Source organism: Flavobacterium tructae (assembly GCF_002217475.1).
GTDB classification, from domain to species: domain Bacteria; phylum Bacteroidota; class Bacteroidia; order Flavobacteriales; family Flavobacteriaceae; genus Flavobacterium; species Flavobacterium tructae.
The window spans coordinates 36,131-51,717 of record NZ_MUHH01000015.1 but is presented as its reverse complement, the minus strand read 5'-3'; the positions used below and the strand labels follow the sequence as shown (position 1 = coordinate 51,717).

The 15,587-nt window shown below is 35.7% G+C and carries 14 protein-coding genes; 4 read left to right on the top strand and 10 right to left on the bottom strand.

What is annotated here, in order from left to right; genetic code table 11:
* Window positions 1-6: 6 nt before the first annotated feature.
* From B0A80_RS04140 to B0A80_RS04130, 3 genes are all read right to left on the bottom strand, one after another.
* Complete coding sequence (locus B0A80_RS04140; RefSeq protein ID WP_089076520.1) at window positions 7-918, bottom strand: sensor histidine kinase; 912 nt, start codon at window positions 916-918, stop codon at window positions 7-9.
* A gap of 26 nt (window positions 919-944) precedes the next feature.
* The gene (locus B0A80_RS04135) at window positions 945-1,607 is read right to left on the bottom strand and encodes a response regulator transcription factor (protein WP_089076519.1); all 663 of its coding nucleotides are present in this window, start codon (window positions 1,605-1,607) and stop codon (window positions 945-947) included.
* A gap of 166 nt (window positions 1,608-1,773) precedes the next feature.
* The gene (locus B0A80_RS04130; protein WP_070907200.1) at window positions 1,774-2,190 is read right to left on the bottom strand and encodes a DUF4293 domain-containing protein; all 417 of its coding nucleotides are present in this window, start codon (window positions 2,188-2,190) and stop codon (window positions 1,774-1,776) included.
* A 183-nt stretch (window positions 2,191-2,373) separates the two neighbouring features.
* Here B0A80_RS04130 and rho point away from each other — a divergent pair, with 183 nt between their 5' ends.
* From rho to B0A80_RS04115, 3 genes are all read left to right on the top strand, one after another.
* Entirely contained in the window at window positions 2,374-4,278 is a 1,905-nt protein-coding gene (gene rho, locus B0A80_RS04125; protein ID WP_089076518.1) for a transcription termination factor Rho, read from the top strand.
* Between the two features lie 223 nt (window positions 4,279-4,501).
* On the top strand, window positions 4,502-5,083 hold the full coding sequence (locus tag B0A80_RS04120; protein WP_089076546.1) for a TetR/AcrR family transcriptional regulator: 582 nt from the start codon (window positions 4,502-4,504) through the stop codon (window positions 5,081-5,083).
* 53 nt (window positions 5,084-5,136) lie between these two features.
* Window positions 5,137-5,628, top strand: coding sequence for an acyl-CoA thioesterase (locus B0A80_RS04115; RefSeq protein ID WP_089076517.1), 492 nt, complete (start codon window positions 5,137-5,139; stop codon window positions 5,626-5,628).
* A gap of 261 nt (window positions 5,629-5,889) precedes the next feature.
* Here the strand turns inward: B0A80_RS04115 and B0A80_RS04110 are convergent, their stop codons facing one another.
* The 7 genes from B0A80_RS04110 to B0A80_RS04080 all read right to left on the bottom strand — a co-directional run bounded on the left by B0A80_RS04110 (window position 5,890) and on the right by B0A80_RS04080 (window position 14,004).
* The gene (locus B0A80_RS04110) at window positions 5,890-6,912 is read right to left on the bottom strand and encodes a M28 family peptidase (protein ID WP_070907197.1); all 1,023 of its coding nucleotides are present in this window, start codon (window positions 6,910-6,912) and stop codon (window positions 5,890-5,892) included.
* Window positions 6,913-6,919: 7 nt separating this feature from the next.
* On the bottom strand, window positions 6,920-7,897 hold the full coding sequence (locus B0A80_RS04105) for a DUF3667 domain-containing protein (protein WP_089076545.1): 978 nt from the start codon (window positions 7,895-7,897) through the stop codon (window positions 6,920-6,922).
* Window positions 7,898-8,094: 197 nt separating this feature from the next.
* Complete coding sequence (locus tag B0A80_RS04100) at window positions 8,095-8,868, bottom strand: dienelactone hydrolase family protein (RefSeq protein WP_089076516.1); 774 nt, start codon at window positions 8,866-8,868, stop codon at window positions 8,095-8,097.
* A 102-nt stretch (window positions 8,869-8,970) separates the two neighbouring features.
* Entirely contained in the window at window positions 8,971-11,157 is a 2,187-nt protein-coding gene (locus B0A80_RS04095; RefSeq protein WP_089076515.1) for a penicillin acylase family protein, read from the bottom strand.
* Window positions 11,158-11,159: 2 nt separating this feature from the next.
* Window positions 11,160-12,023, bottom strand: a complete 864-nt coding sequence (locus B0A80_RS04090) for a cyanophycinase (protein ID WP_089076514.1) — start codon at window positions 12,021-12,023, stop codon at window positions 11,160-11,162.
* A 14-nt stretch (window positions 12,024-12,037) separates the two neighbouring features.
* Entirely contained in the window at window positions 12,038-13,531 is a 1,494-nt protein-coding gene (locus B0A80_RS04085) for a M20/M25/M40 family metallo-hydrolase (RefSeq protein ID WP_089076513.1), read from the bottom strand.
* Between the two features lie 20 nt (window positions 13,532-13,551).
* A complete protein-coding gene (locus B0A80_RS04080; RefSeq protein ID WP_017496012.1) occupies window positions 13,552-14,004 on the bottom strand; it encodes an Lrp/AsnC family transcriptional regulator in 453 nt (150 codons plus the stop codon).
* Window positions 14,005-14,288: 284 nt separating this feature from the next.
* Between B0A80_RS04080 and rocD the strand changes: the two genes are divergently transcribed.
* Window positions 14,289-15,542, top strand: a complete 1,254-nt coding sequence (gene rocD / locus B0A80_RS04075; RefSeq protein WP_017496011.1) for an ornithine--oxo-acid transaminase — start codon at window positions 14,289-14,291, stop codon at window positions 15,540-15,542.
* Window positions 15,543-15,587: the final 45 nt, after the last annotated feature.

Sequence of the window (15,587 nt, the reverse complement as noted above, 5' to 3'; positions counted from 1 at the left end):
GCTAAATTAAAAGGGTAGCGGAACCTTAATTTTGACAGTGGTTCCTTCGTTTGCCTTTGAAGTGATTGAGATACTTCCTTTGTATTTTTTGATTCTCGCCCTGATTCGGTTAATACCAAAACCTTCAAAATTGTTTAGTCTTTGGGTTTCAAAACCCTTTCCGTTGTCCTGAATTACAATGATAAACTGATTGTTTTTTTCGGATAGGAAAATCTTGGCTTTTTGGGCATCACTGTGTTTTACAATGTTATTGAAAAGCTCCGAAACAATAAAGTAAAGCTTCATTTCAAATTTTTCGATGTATCTTTTTTCTGTTGGAATGGTGCTCGAAAATTTAAAATTTATATGAGAATTTGAGTTTCTTTCGCATAGATCTTCTAAAGCATAAATTAACCCAAAACGAACCAGAAGCGTAGGAACCAAGTCGTGTGACATATCTCGCAAAAGATCGTGTGCTTCCTGTAGAATCGATTTTGCTTTCTGAATTTCGTCTGATTTTATATCGTTTAGTGTTGTGAAAGTTTTTAAATGCAGTCCAACAGTAGATAATAAAGAATTAATGTTGTCATGTAAAAACGATGCAATTTTTTTACGTTCAACTTCCTGGCTGTCAATGCCCGCATTAATCACATTTAATAATATTTTTTGCTTGGCATCTTTCCGTTTAATCTTTTGTCTTAGTTTGTTGTTTTGGTAGAAAAAATAAAACAAAAAGAACAAGAGGATTATCATCACGATTGATAAGCTTATAATTTGTTTGTTTCTTATTTGTTCAGGAAGACAAGTATTGTTTTTTTTGGTATTTTCGACAACTGCATTCGTGTTGTTTTCTGAAACTGTTTTTTCTTGAGCAACAGTAGGATAGCTGGTGAAAGTGGCTAAAAGAATGAAAAATATAAAGTATCTGAAAAAGGACATAGCAAAAGGTGTTTTTCTTAGAATGATCAGGAATTTATCAGATTATTTTTCAGAGCATATTTTACCAAGCCAATAGAACCTTTTATCTGTAGTTTTTTCATGATGTTTTTTCGGTGTGTTTCGACCGTGTTTGTACTGATAAAGAGCTGTTCGCTAATTTCTTTCCCACTGTATTCTAATGCAATTAAAGTGATAATTTCGATTTCGCGGGCGCTTAGAATTGGGTTGTCTACTTTGATATTTTTATTGAGTTTTGGATTGTTATGAGAGAAAATATTAAAGATTTTTTCTCTAACGGCATCGCAATAATATTCCTGTTCCTGATAAACGGCTTCTACGGCTTCTATAATGTTTTCTCCGGCACATTTTTTAGTGAGATAACCTTTTACTCCTAGTTTCATTACTTCTTTAATAATTTTGAGATCGTCGTAGCTGGAGAGGATGATGATTTTACAGGGTACATTTTTTTGCTGAAGTTCTTTAACGACTTCGATCCCGTCTTTTTTAGGCATACTAATGTCCAGAATCAGGATATCGGGATTGTTTAGAATAATATCTTCATAAACAGTATCACCATCGTATGATTTGCCTACTACTTCAAAATTTTCAACCGTCTGCAGTAAGTTACTAAGGCCATCAATAAGTACCTGATGATCATCTGCCAGGTGTATTCTTATTTTATCTTTCATAATTATTCGGGGAACTGAAATGCAAATAAATGAAAAAATATCTTACAAAGTTTCTTTTTAAGTTTGTTTTGACTGTTATGCAGCAAATTACGGAGAATTTAGAGCACAAAAAAACCCGAATTTAAAATTCGGGTTCTCTTCGCACAAAAAAATTAAGTTTATAGGTTTACCTCAAACGGTCTACAGATTTTACAAGATCTTCATCCTTTTTGATGGCCTTATTAGCTAAAACTAATAATACGATAGCAACAATAGGTAGAAACATCCCAATACCTTTCTCTGATACAATGGTAGTAGTATCTCCAGATAAATTTAGAGAACGATATACAAATAATCCCAATAAAATTAAATTTAATATTATGTTCAGTCTGCCCATTACAAACTGATTTTGTCTTTTTTTGTATGAAATAATACTAATGATAGTAAGCATTGTACTTAGACCTAATAGTATCGTGTAAAACTTATCCTGCATAAAGTAAAAAGGCTTACCATTGTTTAAGGTCCAAAGTGGAGTGAAAAACAGTAATACCCCCGTAATTAAAAAGGTAAGAATTAAATATACAGTCTGAATTCGTTGTATCATGGTCTAAAATTGTTTTACAAAAATATATTTTCTTTTTTTAAAATACTATTGTATGATTAAATTTTATTCGTATTATTGCATCATAATACCGTAAGCACTTCATACTGCGGTCAATCGAAAAAAAATATCTACCTATTCTTTTTACAATATTTCCGTTAAAATAATTAAATTCATAGAACATTCATGTTTGATATTTCTGCATTAAAAGAAATGAAGCTTTCTGAGCTTCAAGAAATAGCTAAGTTAGCTAAAACTATAAAGTTTAATGGCGTTAAAAAAGAGACTTTAATAAGTCAGATTTTAGCACATCAGGAAGCGACTGTAGCGCCGCCGGTTAGTCCTGTGGCAGAAGCGGAAATAGTTGATGAAAAACCCAAAAGAGCAAGAATTGTTCCGGCAAAAAAAACGGCAGTAAATAAGAATGCACCGGTTCTGGAATTTGATAAAGCAGAGGAAGCTCCTGAAAAAGCGGAAGCTCCGATAGCAGTAACTAAAACTCCGGCTATTAAAGCAAATCCTAAAACAAATCCGAAGATAAAAGGAAATGCAGCAGCAAAAGAAACAGCAGAAGTAAAAAGCGTTGAAACAACACCGGAAGTTCAGGAAAATATTGAGAATACTGAAAGTACTGAGAATAATGAAGATGCAGCAATAGAGAAAAAAGGACCAAAAATTGTAAAGTTTAGTAAATCGGCTTACGAGAAAAAGGTTGCTTTGAAAAAAGAAAAGGAAGCTACGAAAGAAACAGCTCCGGAAAATGAAGTTATAGCAGAAGTTGCTGTTGCTGAAAAAACAGAAGCACCGGTTCAAACCAAGAAGATTAATCCGAACCAGAATAAAAATCAAAATCAGAATCCCAACCAAAACCCAAATCAGAATCCAAATTCTAACCAAAACGGGAACGGAAACAACGGGAATCAAAATCCAAATCATAAAAATAAAAAGAGTAATTTCAGAGATTCAGACTTTGAGTTTGACGGAATTATCGAAAGTGAAGGTGTTCTCGAAATGATGCCGGATGGTTACGGATTTTTACGTTCATCAGATTATAATTATTTAGCCTCTCCTGATGATATTTATTTATCAACGTCACAAATCAGATTGTTCGGTCTTAAAACCGGAGATACTGTAAAAGGAGTAGTTCGTCCTCCAAAAGAAGGCGAAAAGTTTTTCCCTCTTGTTCGTGTACTTAAAATTAATGGTCACGATCCTCAAGTTGTTCGCGACAGAGTTTCTTTCGAACATCTTACCCCGGTTTTCCCTTCTGAAAAATTTAAATTAGCCGAAAAAGGCAGTTCAGTTTCAACCCGTATTATCGATTTGTTTTCTCCAATAGGAAAAGGACAGCGTGGTATGATTGTCGCTCAGCCTAAAACGGGAAAAACAATGTTGCTAAAAGACATTGCAAACGCAATCGCAGCCAACCATCCCGAAGTTTATCTTATCGTTCTTTTGATTGATGAGCGTCCTGAGGAGGTTACGGATATGCAGCGTAGTGTAAGAGGTGAAGTTATTGCTTCAACTTTCGACAGAGAACCGCAAGAACACGTGAAGATTGCGAATATCGTTCTTGAAAAAGCAAAGCGTTTGGTAGAATGCGGACACGATGTGGTTATTTTACTTGATTCGATTACTCGTTTAGCGAGAGCTTACAATACTGTTCAGCCTGCTTCAGGTAAAGTTTTAAGTGGAGGTGTTGATGCTAATGCATTGCAAAAACCAAAACGTTTCTTCGGAGCTGCCAGAAATGTAGAAAACGGTGGTTCATTAAGTATTATTGCAACCGCATTGACCGAAACAGGTTCTAAAATGGATGAGGTTATCTTTGAAGAATTTAAAGGAACCGGTAACATGGAACTTCAATTGGATCGTAAAATCGCTAACAAACGTATCTTCCCGGCTATCGATCTTACTTCGTCAAGTACACGTCGTGATGATTTATTACTGGATGAGAAAACATTGCAAAGAATGTGGATCATGCGTAAGTACCTGTCTGATATGAATCCGGTAGAATCTATGGATTTTGTAAACGACCGCTTCAAGAAAACCAGAAACAACGAAGAGTTTTTGATTTCTATGAATGACTAGAAAAGGTGATGAGATTCTGAGGAGCTGAGATGCTAAGTTTTTTTTACTACCGTTAAATTTCTTGGTTACTAATCTTTTAAGATGATAAAATATATAAAGGGGTGAATTCAAAGAATTCACCCCTTTCTTTTTATGTTTAGAAGAAAAAAAACTTTTATATGAAATACCGATCGGTATTTGTGTTATATTTGTTTGGAAAATAATGGTTGAAAACTGGAAAATAATGAATACTTCTGAATTTATATTGGATAAAGTAGCACCTGTTTTTAACAGACAGGGATATGTGGGGACCAGTCTTACGGATATTACCAAGGCTACGGGGCTTACCAAAGGGGCTATTTACTGCAATTTTGCCAATAAAGAAGAGTTAGCTTTAAAGTCTTTTCAATTGAATGTAGATGTAGCTATAACACCTTTATTCAAAATACTGGCTTCTACTACAGGAAGTTTAGAGAAACTTTACACGATAACGAAATATCAAAGGAGCTATTATGAGGTAGTCAAAGACAGAGGTGGTTGTCCAATGCTGCGTGTAGGGGTAGATACTAAATATATCAATCCACTGTTGTTTAAGAGTGCACAGAGTTTGTCTCAGAGGTTTATTACCGGACTTTCCAATATTATTAGTGAAGGTATTAGTAGTGGAGAAATTCAGGAGAATATTGATCCGCTGCAGTATGCAAAGCTGTTATTGTCTTTAATTGAAGGAAGTTCTCTTTTGGCCTTTACGCATAATGATGAGAGTTACATAACTACAGTAATGGACTTTATAGATAGTACAATAATTGATAAAATAAGGAAATAAAATTTTTTAACCCTTCAGATACCGATTGGTATTTGATAAAATAGATTCAAAGAATGGAAAAAGTATTAAAAACAAAAAAGAAAATCAGATTTCAGGATTGTGATCCTTTTAATCATTTAAACAACGCAAAGTATCTGGAGTATTTTATTAATACAAGAGAAGATCAGATTGCAGAACATTACGATTTGGATATCTTTAAATATCTTAAGGAAACAGGGCTTAGCTGGGTAGTAGCAACTAACCAGATTAGTTATATGCGGCCTGCTTTTACAATGGAAACGGTACTGATTGAGTCGCAATTGGTTCAGTACAGCGATAATTTTCTGCTGGTTGAAATGAAAATGTGGAATGAGAATGAAACAGAATTGAAAGCAATTTTGTGGATTAAGTTCTTTCATTACAATATTCAGAGCATAAAACGTGCCTCACATTCTGATGATTTGATGAAATTATTCGACTCGGTTGTTGTGCCAGTTGAGCAGTCAATTTTTGAAAATAGATGTTTGGAAATTGTGCAGAAATTAAAATCAGGAGTACCCGCTTAAATAAGAAATCATTGCGATGGCTTATGTAAAAGTTGGTCTAAGATGCAAGAATAATCTTTAAGCAATACAAAAAAGAAGTGCCATAATATAAGGAAGGCTGTCTAAAAAAAGACAGCCTTCTGCTATAAAATAAACCGATTTAGGTTTTGTATGTGTTTCATGTTTTATTTCAGTCCATTAGACAAATAAAAAGCTTTATAATTAAGTACTCCTAAGAACCTAAGAATCTTAGCAACTTAGAATCTTAGCATCTTAGTATCTTTATTTAATCGGTTTATCAACTACCGGACGATCAGACCTATTCGCTAATTCCCAGGCAATGGAGAAAGCTAATTTTGTTCTTTTAGTCAAAGCATCGTATTCGATTTTCTGAGGTTCATCGCCTTTTCTGTGGTAGTCTTCGTGAACTCCGTTAAAGAAGAAAACGGATGGAATTCCGAATTTTGCAAAGTTATAATGATCAGAACGCTCGTAAAAATGATTTGGATCTTTCGGGTCGTTGAATTTAAAATCTAAATCAATTTTAGTGTATTTTTCGTTTTGTGCCACAACAATATTGTGTAAATCAGTAGAGAGTCTGTCGGCTCCAATTACATACACATAATTGTTTGTTTTTTCGTGTTCTACATCACGACGGCCAATCATATCGATATTAATGTCGGCAATGGTATTAGCGATTGGGAATAAAGGATTTTCAGAATAATAGCGAGAACCATGCAGACCGTGTTCTTCTCCGGTAACGTGCAGGAACAGGATAGAACGTTTTGGACCGTGCCCGTCTTTTTTGGCTTTTGCAAATGCTTTTGCCATTTCCATTACAGCAACAGTTCCGGAACCATCATCATCAGCACCATTATAAACGTCTCCATTTTTTACTCCTACGTGATCGTAGTGTGCTGAAATAACCAAAACTTCATCCGGTTTTTCAGATCCTTCAATATAGGCCCAGATGTTTTCTGAATCGGGTAAGTTTTCATTTCGTCTGGCATTTAAAAATGAGGCAGGAATATGCTGGTAATAATCGGTTGCGCCTTTAGGAAACGAAATTCCATGTTTTTTGTATTGCCCGATCATGTAAAGGCCTGCTTTCTTTTGTCCTTTCGATCCGGTTTCCCGACCTTCCATTTCGTCAGAGGCTACAACATAAAGCATTGTTTTTAGGTCTTTTTCAGAAATAAAGTCGATGTATTTAGACGGATCTGAATTGTCTTTTAAGGTAACTGATTGTGTGTTTTTACACGAAAATGCAGTACCAATTAATAACAGGATTATGATTTTTTTCATATGTTGTTTAGTGTAAATTGATAAAGGTATAGAAAATGTAGAAAACTAATAAAAATAAGATGACAGTAAAGTTTATAAACATCAATATGATGCTTTTAAAGAAGGAAATCCATCTTGTTTCGCCATAAAAACGGTGGTGTGCCGGAAAAAAATAGTAAAACATCCAGAGGCCTCCAAAAAAGTCAGTTATACTTGAAATAAAAGATAGTGGGCTTTCTTCTCCAAATAACCCAACCAATCTCCGGATAATAAATAAGATGGAGGTTACGAGAAGTAAAAAAGAAAAATAATGTAAGGTGAATATTCCATGATCAAAATAATACCATCTTTTTTTACCGTGAAAGAGCCATAAAATGAAGGCAAATAGTGGCATTATAATGAAAAGTACTTTTGGAATGTTGTGTACAAAAGACTCTGTAAACTTGCTAATGAGTTCTTTTTTGGTATTGTGCTCTTTTACATATTTTACTTTTTGAATCATCCAGTAACTAAACGAATCTAATTTTTTTTCCTCCGGAGCATATTTTTGAACGGAATCGACTTCTTTTGTAAATTTGTCAAAACCATCTCCGGGTTTTAAATCATTAAGATCTCCTGTGAAAATATTTTTTGGAACTTCTTTCTTGCGGCTCACGTCGAGATTAAAATCAGTTGAGGTTTCTTTTGAATGGCCGGGAAATAAAGCAATCATTAAAAAAGTGACAAAACTGATAAAGATGTATAAGCGTACAGGTGCCAAATAGGATAAACGTTTTCCGGCTAAATATTCTGAGGTTAATGCAGAGGGTTTAAACAAAAGGTATCTGATAGTACGCCAGAAAGTATTTTCATAATGTGTCAAATCTTCAAAAAAGTGAACGAACAGATAATGAAATGTTTTTCGGGATTCGGTGTTTTCCTGTCCACAATTGGGACAGTATTTTTGTTCAACAACATGTCTGCAGTTTAAGCAGGTTTTGTCTTTTCTAATCGGACTGTGTGACATTGATTGTAAATGGTATTGGTTTGGTTTTTTTGGTTTGTTTTTTCTTGCCACGAATAACGCGAATTTCCGTAAATTTTAAAAATAATTATTCGGGTTAATACAGGTGTTTTTTTTGCCGCGAATTTCATGTATCAGTCAAATTTTAAAACCATATAGTTGAAGTCCGTTTTATTCTTTGGAAATCGCAGTTTTAAAACTTATTTTTTCAATACTTCGTTCAGGAAAAGTTGTAAATGCTCAAAAGATCTTTTTGCTGCGACGGCATTATAGGCTGCTCCTTTTGAGTTGTCGTTTCCTGCTTCAGGATTGGTGAAAGAATGTACAGCATTAGCGTAATAAATCATTTGCCAATCGGCTTTTGAATCCCTCATTTCCTGTTGGAAAGCTGTGATTTCTTCTTTTGATTCATAGGGATCGTCGGCTCCGTGACAAATTAATACTTTAGTTGTAATGGGTTCGATTTTGCGGGCGGCATCTCTGGCTAAACTTCCGTGAAAAGAAACGACTCCCTTTAGGTTTAAATGTCCGCGTGCAGCTTCAAGAACGCCGGTTCCTCCAAAGCAGTACCCAATGGCTACAATATTGTCGGCGTTGGCTCCTGATTTGATCAATTCCTGTAATGCGGCATTGATGCGTTTTTGATATATTTCAAAGTTATTTTTGTAGTAACTGGATTGCTTTGCCGCTTCGGCGGTATTTGCAGGTTTGTTTCCTTCGCCATAGATATCAGCAATGAAAACATTATAACCTAATTTGGATAAGTTTTCTGCAATATCTTTAGAAGCTTTGTCGATGCCAAGCCAGGCCGGAATCAATAAAATTCCCGGATTTTGAGTGTTTTTTTTAGCAGATTTTGCAAATAATCCACTTAGAGCCTGAGAACCGTCAGTGTATTTTACAGCTTTTAGTTGCGCATTTATAGCGTTGGAAAACAATATGGTAGCAAATAAGAGAAAGGCCGAATTTTTCATAAGAGTTCAATTTTTAACAAATATCAGAAATATTACGATACAAAAAAACCTCGGATTGTTTTTCTTCCGAGGTTTTTAAACGTTATTTTCTTACAATGAAAATCATTCACCGGGATGATAGGTTTTCTCGGCATTTTTGATCACATCATCTTTGTAAAACAAGGCTTCTTTAAAACTTCCTTTTCGATACATTTCACTTTGATCGTTAAAATGTTTGGAGTCAGGATTTCCGCTATTACCTCCGGCTAACAATGATTTTGCTTTTATTTTTGGACCAAATTCTACAGCACATACAAAGCTGTTGCCATTGTAACCGTATCGTTTTTTGGAGTCTTTCTGATAACTGCTTTTAAAGGAAGGTAAACTTCCCCAGGAGCCCGGTCCAAAAGCGATGGGTAAACTCGGCTGAGCATCGTCATATTTTAAATCGATGTCGCCGTTTGAACGTTGAAAACGATTTATTTCTCCCCAGGCTACTTTCCAGGTTCCCCATTTTGAGTTCAGTTCTTTTAAAACGAACTGTAATTGCGGAAGCATTTGAACCGCGGTCGCATTCGTTGCAAATTTTCGGGTATTCTCTACCTGATCCGGTTCTCCTTCATCGACGTATGCTTTCAGTATAATCGGATCTAATTTGTACGCCCATTCGACTGCCAGAGTGGTCGCTACTGAATTTTCTTTGGCATAATAATCCCAGTTTTTGAGTGTCGAAATGACTTCGTTTAATTCGGGATATGTTGTTTTGTTTTTTTCGTAAACCGTAATCAGGCTTGGGATTAAAATTTCAAAAATCGATAATTTAGTATCATATCCGTCAGCAATTACTTTGTCTAAAGTATACTGATTGCCTTTGCTGAAAATTCGAACGGCATTTACTCCTCTAAAATTTTCTCCGTCAGGCGCCATATAAGGCAGGTAGTTTTCTCTTTTCGGACTGTTTTCTCCCGCAACAGTGTAAGGTGTTGAGTTACAGTTTTGGAGCCATCCGTTTGTTGGATTATACAGATGAACGGTTTCGTTTACATTATGCAGACCTTTCCATTGCGTAGAAGAGATCGATCCGTCAATGACTTTAGACCAATTAAGGTTTTTATCTCTGATTGGGATAAAATTTCCATGCCAATAAGCGATATTTCCTTGGTTGTCTGCGTAAACGGTATTGTTTGAAGTATTGGCTTTTAAGTCCATCGCTTTTTTGTAATCTTCAAAACTGGTTGATTTGGTTCTGACCCAACTCTGAATTAAACTGGTCATCGAGCGGTTATTTGATTTTAAACTGATCCATTTTCCGTCACGTTTGGCCATAATCGGACCATTATTGGTGAAGTAGGTTTTGAATTTTTTAGGGATTAATTTCCCGTTTTCCGTGTAATGTATTACAATTTCTTTTTCGATAACCGGGATTAGTTTTTTGTCGAATTCATAAAATAATTTACCTTTTTTATCGACAATTTTTTCGGCATACATATCGGCAACATCAACGTTGGAAGAGGTGTGCATCCATCCGCAATGCTCATTGAAACCCTGATAGACGAAAAATTGCCCCCAGGTTACCGCTCCATAAACATTTAAACCTTCTTCGCTGGTGACTTGCACTTCGGGTCTGAAATAAAAGGTGGTATGTGGATTGATGTACAAAATAGCATTGCCGGCAGCCGTTTTTGAGGGTGCAAATGCAAAACCATTAGAACCTGTCTGTACATTTTTTTCTCTTTCAACATACGCCACTTTATCACCATTACCGGAATAGAAAGCTTTTAATTCTCCCGTTGTTAAATCGGCGGTACTGATGGCTCCAATACTTCCATCAGTCCAAAGCAAAGGAAACCAGGGTTCAAAATGTGTTAAAAGTGCCGGTTTTACTTCGGGATGTTTGTAGAGGTAAAAGTTAATAGCATCGGCATAACTGTTTAATAATTTTTTGAGCCATAAGGGAGCTTTTTTATAATCGGCTTTGGCTTCTTCGGTGTCAATTAATAATTTAATTTCTAAATCATTGTATAAAACGGCTTGTCCTTTTATTTCTGAAAGGCGTCCCAATTTTTCAATATAGTTCATTTCAATGCGTTTAAAATCATCTTCGCATTGGGCGTATAATAGTCCAAAAACAGCATCAGCATCGGTTTTTCCATAAACATGCGGAATACCCCAGTTGTCTCTGATAATACTAACCTGTTGGGCTAAATTTTCGAGACGAGCGGCTTCTTTTGAATTGATTTTTTGTGCAGAAAGAGGAAGACTTGCGCAACAAAGTACAAAGGCTAATTTTATAGTTTTGGTGGTAAACATGTTTATTGGATATTAAATTTTTGTCCGGCAGTATAAATGCTCATGCGTAGATTTTCAATCGAAATGAGATTATTCTTTTTAGATTTCAGAATTCCTTTTGGGTTTTTCACTACGATCACTTCACTTTCACCCGCAACTTCAATCTGATTGTTTCGTACAATGATGGCAGTGCTTTCGTCAATTCCGATTCCGGTTAAAGTAGGGAACTCGACTAATGCGGAAAGCAATCGGTTATAACGATTTCTCTTTAAAAAATGCTGATCGATGATAGCGGTTTTGAGTAGTCCAAGACCTTCAGCAGTTTCAAGATTGTCATAACGGATGTTATCAAAGGTTCCGGAGTATTCTTTTTGCAGTTTCTGATTTCCGGTAATCATTTTTTCAGACATTACAGCGGCACCGGCACTAGTTCCGGAAATGGTGCTTCCGTTTTGATAGGCTTTTTGAATCGCCGTTTGAATTGGAGTATTTTGTACTACATTCATAAAACGGGTCTGGTCTCCACCGCTTATAAAAATCAGTTTTGCTTTTTGAAGTGAATCCGTTAGTTTTTTGTTTTGAGCTGTTTCTTTATTGAAATTAAGCATCACAATTGGATTCGGAGTTAATTTTGCCATTTGTGTTTTGAAAAAAATAAAGGAACTGTCCGGTTCTTCACTTGACATGGGCAAAACGACGATGAAATCTTTTTTGGTCAATTCAGAAACATTTAAAACTTGTTTCATCAAAGCATCAGACCGATCGCCACCACCTATGATGAAAAGTTTGCCTTTGGGACTTTGTGCCTGAAGCAGACTCACTGTAAAAAGCAGTATAACGATCAGGGTTTTTTGATACGAAAAATGGGAAGGAAGTCGGTTTTTCATCGTTTTGAATGGAGTTAATGCAGCTGGTTTATAAAATTTAAAAGAGAGGTATTGATGATAAAGAGAACATCTTTTACTTTATCTAAATCTACTTTTGAAGCGATATCACGCGTCGAATGATAATCGTCGTGAAAACCACTGAAGAATGTCATAATAGGAATCCCTTTAGCAGTAAAAGACGCATAATCACTTCCGGTATGACCGTTAGTTTCCCAGAGATCGAGTGTAAAAGGTTTTGAAAGTTTTGTATTGCTGAGATTCGCAATTTCTTTTAGATAATCGTTTTCCTTTTGAGTCCCAATGCTTAGCATTCGATGCGTTTTGTCCTCGGGAGCACTTCTCGAAATCATGTCCATATTAATAGCGAGCAGTATTTTTTGCTTTTCGGAATCCAAATGCTGAACAAAATAGTCACTTCCCAAAAGTCCCATTTCTTCGGCAGTCCACGAAGCGAATAAAATAGTGCAGGGAGGTTTTGTTTTGGCTTCGGACCATTTTTTGGCCAATGCCAACATTCCGGAAACTCCAGATGCATTGTCGTCGGCTCCATTGTAAACAGAATCGTTTAGGATGCCTAAATGGTCGTAATGAGCACCAACAATAATAGTTTTAGTAGTGTCTTTTCCAGGAATCATTCCTAAAACATTGCGAACCGGAAAGGTTTGGGATTGCAATTCTATAGCGAAACTAATCTTTGTTTTTTTCAAGAGAGCAGAAGCAAAGGATGGTTTTTGCGCCGCTTTTTCTTCAAAATGTTCTAACGATATGTTACTTCCGGCAAAAAGTTTTTCGGCAGCGAATTTACTTAGTTCAAAAACGGGAATCGAAGTGATGGCTGAATTTTCGAGGGAATGGAAGGCGGTTTCTTTTTTAAATTTGCCCCATTTTTTACAATCAATAATAATCAATGCAATGGCTCCTTTACTGATAGCGGTTTGAAGTTTGATTTCTTCCAGGTTGTTTTCTTCGGGATAGTACTTTTTGAATTTTTGATGCGATACCGAGGTGCTGTCCAAATGTCCCGGGAAGCCTTTTAGAACGACAACAATTTTATCTTTTGTATTCAGGTTTTTATAGTCATCATAGTTTTCTTTCGGTAGATTTAATCCGTAACCGGCAAAAACGACTTCGGTTTCTTTTTGTAATGATTGTGCGATAGGGGTAACCTGAAAATCGGTATGTGGAGAAAGGGGAAAAGTTTCTTTACTGTTTTTTTTTATTTCAAGTGCAGCCTTTTTTATGGTGTGTTCTTCAATTTTGAAATTCTGATAGTATCCTGATTTTGTGTTGTAAGGAACTAGTTGGTAAAGCTCCATCATTGAAGCAATATATTCAGAGGCCAGTAAAGCTCCTTTTTGTGTAGTTCCGCGCCCCTCCATCCAATCGGAAGCTAAGAAAGAAAGTGTCGGGGAGAAATCACTTTTTGACGGACTGGGAACAACGATTTGCGAAAACAGCATGGACTTACAGCAAAACAAAGTAAGTAAAAGCAGTTTTCGTAACATCATGGTTTAAAATTTAAAAGTAATTATAAAGAGATATTTCGTTTGAACGCGCAGCCCAGTTCAATAATCGAATCGGTTTTGGCAATACCCGGAATACCATCGATTTTTTCATAAAGGATTCGGCGCATGTGTTCGTGATTTTTGGCTATGATTTTAATGTAAAGCGTAAAGGATCCTGTCACGTAATAGCACTCTGTAATTTCCGGAATTTTTTTTAATTCTTCAATAATCCGATCTGAATCAGAATCTTTATTCAAGGTTATTCCTGTAAAAGACGCCCAGTCATAACCTATGTTTTTTTCCTGGATGATAGGTTTGATTCCACCAATTACACCTTGTTCGATCATTCGGTTAATACGCTGATGCACCATGGTGTTTGAAATTTTCAAATTAGCAGCGATTGCAGAAAAAGCCATTCTTCCGTCTTTTTCTAATTCTTTAATGATGCTAATATCAAATTCGTCTAATATATCCATTCTTATAAATTGTGTTTAATCTTAATGCTTCTGTTATTGCAGCTGTTCTAAAAAAAACTCTAAATAGGCGACAATAATTTCGCATTCATAAAAGTAACTATTTTTTTTAATTAACAAGGGGCTGAAAGGGATTATAAAGCAACTAAAATTGATTTTTTTAACCTTTTAAATCTTTATTTTTGACTTTTAAAAAGACTTTTAAAGTCAAAATTGGTGTTTTTAGAGAGTTTAATGAGAAATTTTTAATACTTTTGGGTTTTAGAAATTTTTAAATAAATAAGATCATGATTCATACTGAAAATGCCCTGTCGTCAAAATCAGAGGTTTTGATTGAAAAAGAAAATAAATACGGAGCACATAATTACCATCCACTTCCTGTTGTTTTAGAAAGAGGAGAAGGGGTTTATGTATGGGATGTAGACGGAAAAAAATACTTTGATTTTTTATCTGCTTATTCTGCCGTAAATCAAGGACACTGTCATCCAAAGATTGTGAAGGCTATGGTCGATCAGGCTCAAAAACTTACGCTGACTTCGCGTGCTTTTTACAATGATAAATTAGGTAATTATGAGGAATTTGTAACAAAGTATTTTGGTTTCGATAAAGTATTGCCTATGAATACCGGTGCCGAAGCAGTTGAAACGGCTCTTAAAGTGTGTAGAAAATGGGCTTATGAAGTAAAAGGAATTCCGGAAAATCAGGCACAGGTAATCGTGTGCGAGAACAACTTTCACGGAAGAACGACTACCATCATTTCGTTTTCAAATGATGAAGTAGCACGCAAAAATTTCGGACCTTTTACAGAAGGATTTATAAAAATAGAATACGATAATCTGGCTGCTCTTGAAAAAGCATTGGAGTCGTCAAAAAATATTGCAGGGTTTTTAGTAGAACCAATTCAGGGAGAAGCAGGAGTTTATGTTCCTTCTGAAGGATATTTAGCGAAAGCCAAAGCATTGTGTGAAAAACATAATGTTTTGTTCATCGCAGATGAGGTTCAGACAGGAATCGCACGTACTGGAAAATTATTGGCCGTACAGCATGAAAATGTACAACCTGATATTTTAATTTTAGGAAAAGCAATTTCTGGCGGGGTGTATCCGGTATCAGCAGTTTTGTGTAATGATGAAATTATGAATGTAATCAAACCGGGACAACATGGATCAACTTTTGGAGGAAATCCGGTTGCAGCTGCGGTTGCGATAGCTGCTCTTGAAGTAATCAAAGAAGAAAATCTTGCCGAAAATGCAGAACGTCTGGGAATTATTTTAAGAAAAGGACTAAATGAAATTGCAGAACGCAATAACCTGATCACACTGGTTCGTGGTAAAGGATTATTAAATGCAATTGTGATTAATTGTGGTGAAGATTCAGATTTGGCGTGGGAAATTTGTTTGAAATTCAGAGATAACGGATTATTGGCTAAGCCAACTCATGGAAATAAAATTAGACTGGCACCGCCTTTAGTGATGACCGAATCTCAAATTCAGGAGTGTCTTGAAATTATCGAGAAATCACTGGATGCTTTCAAGAATTAGTTTTTTTTAAGTTCTGAGGTACTAAGGTGCTGAGATACTAAGATT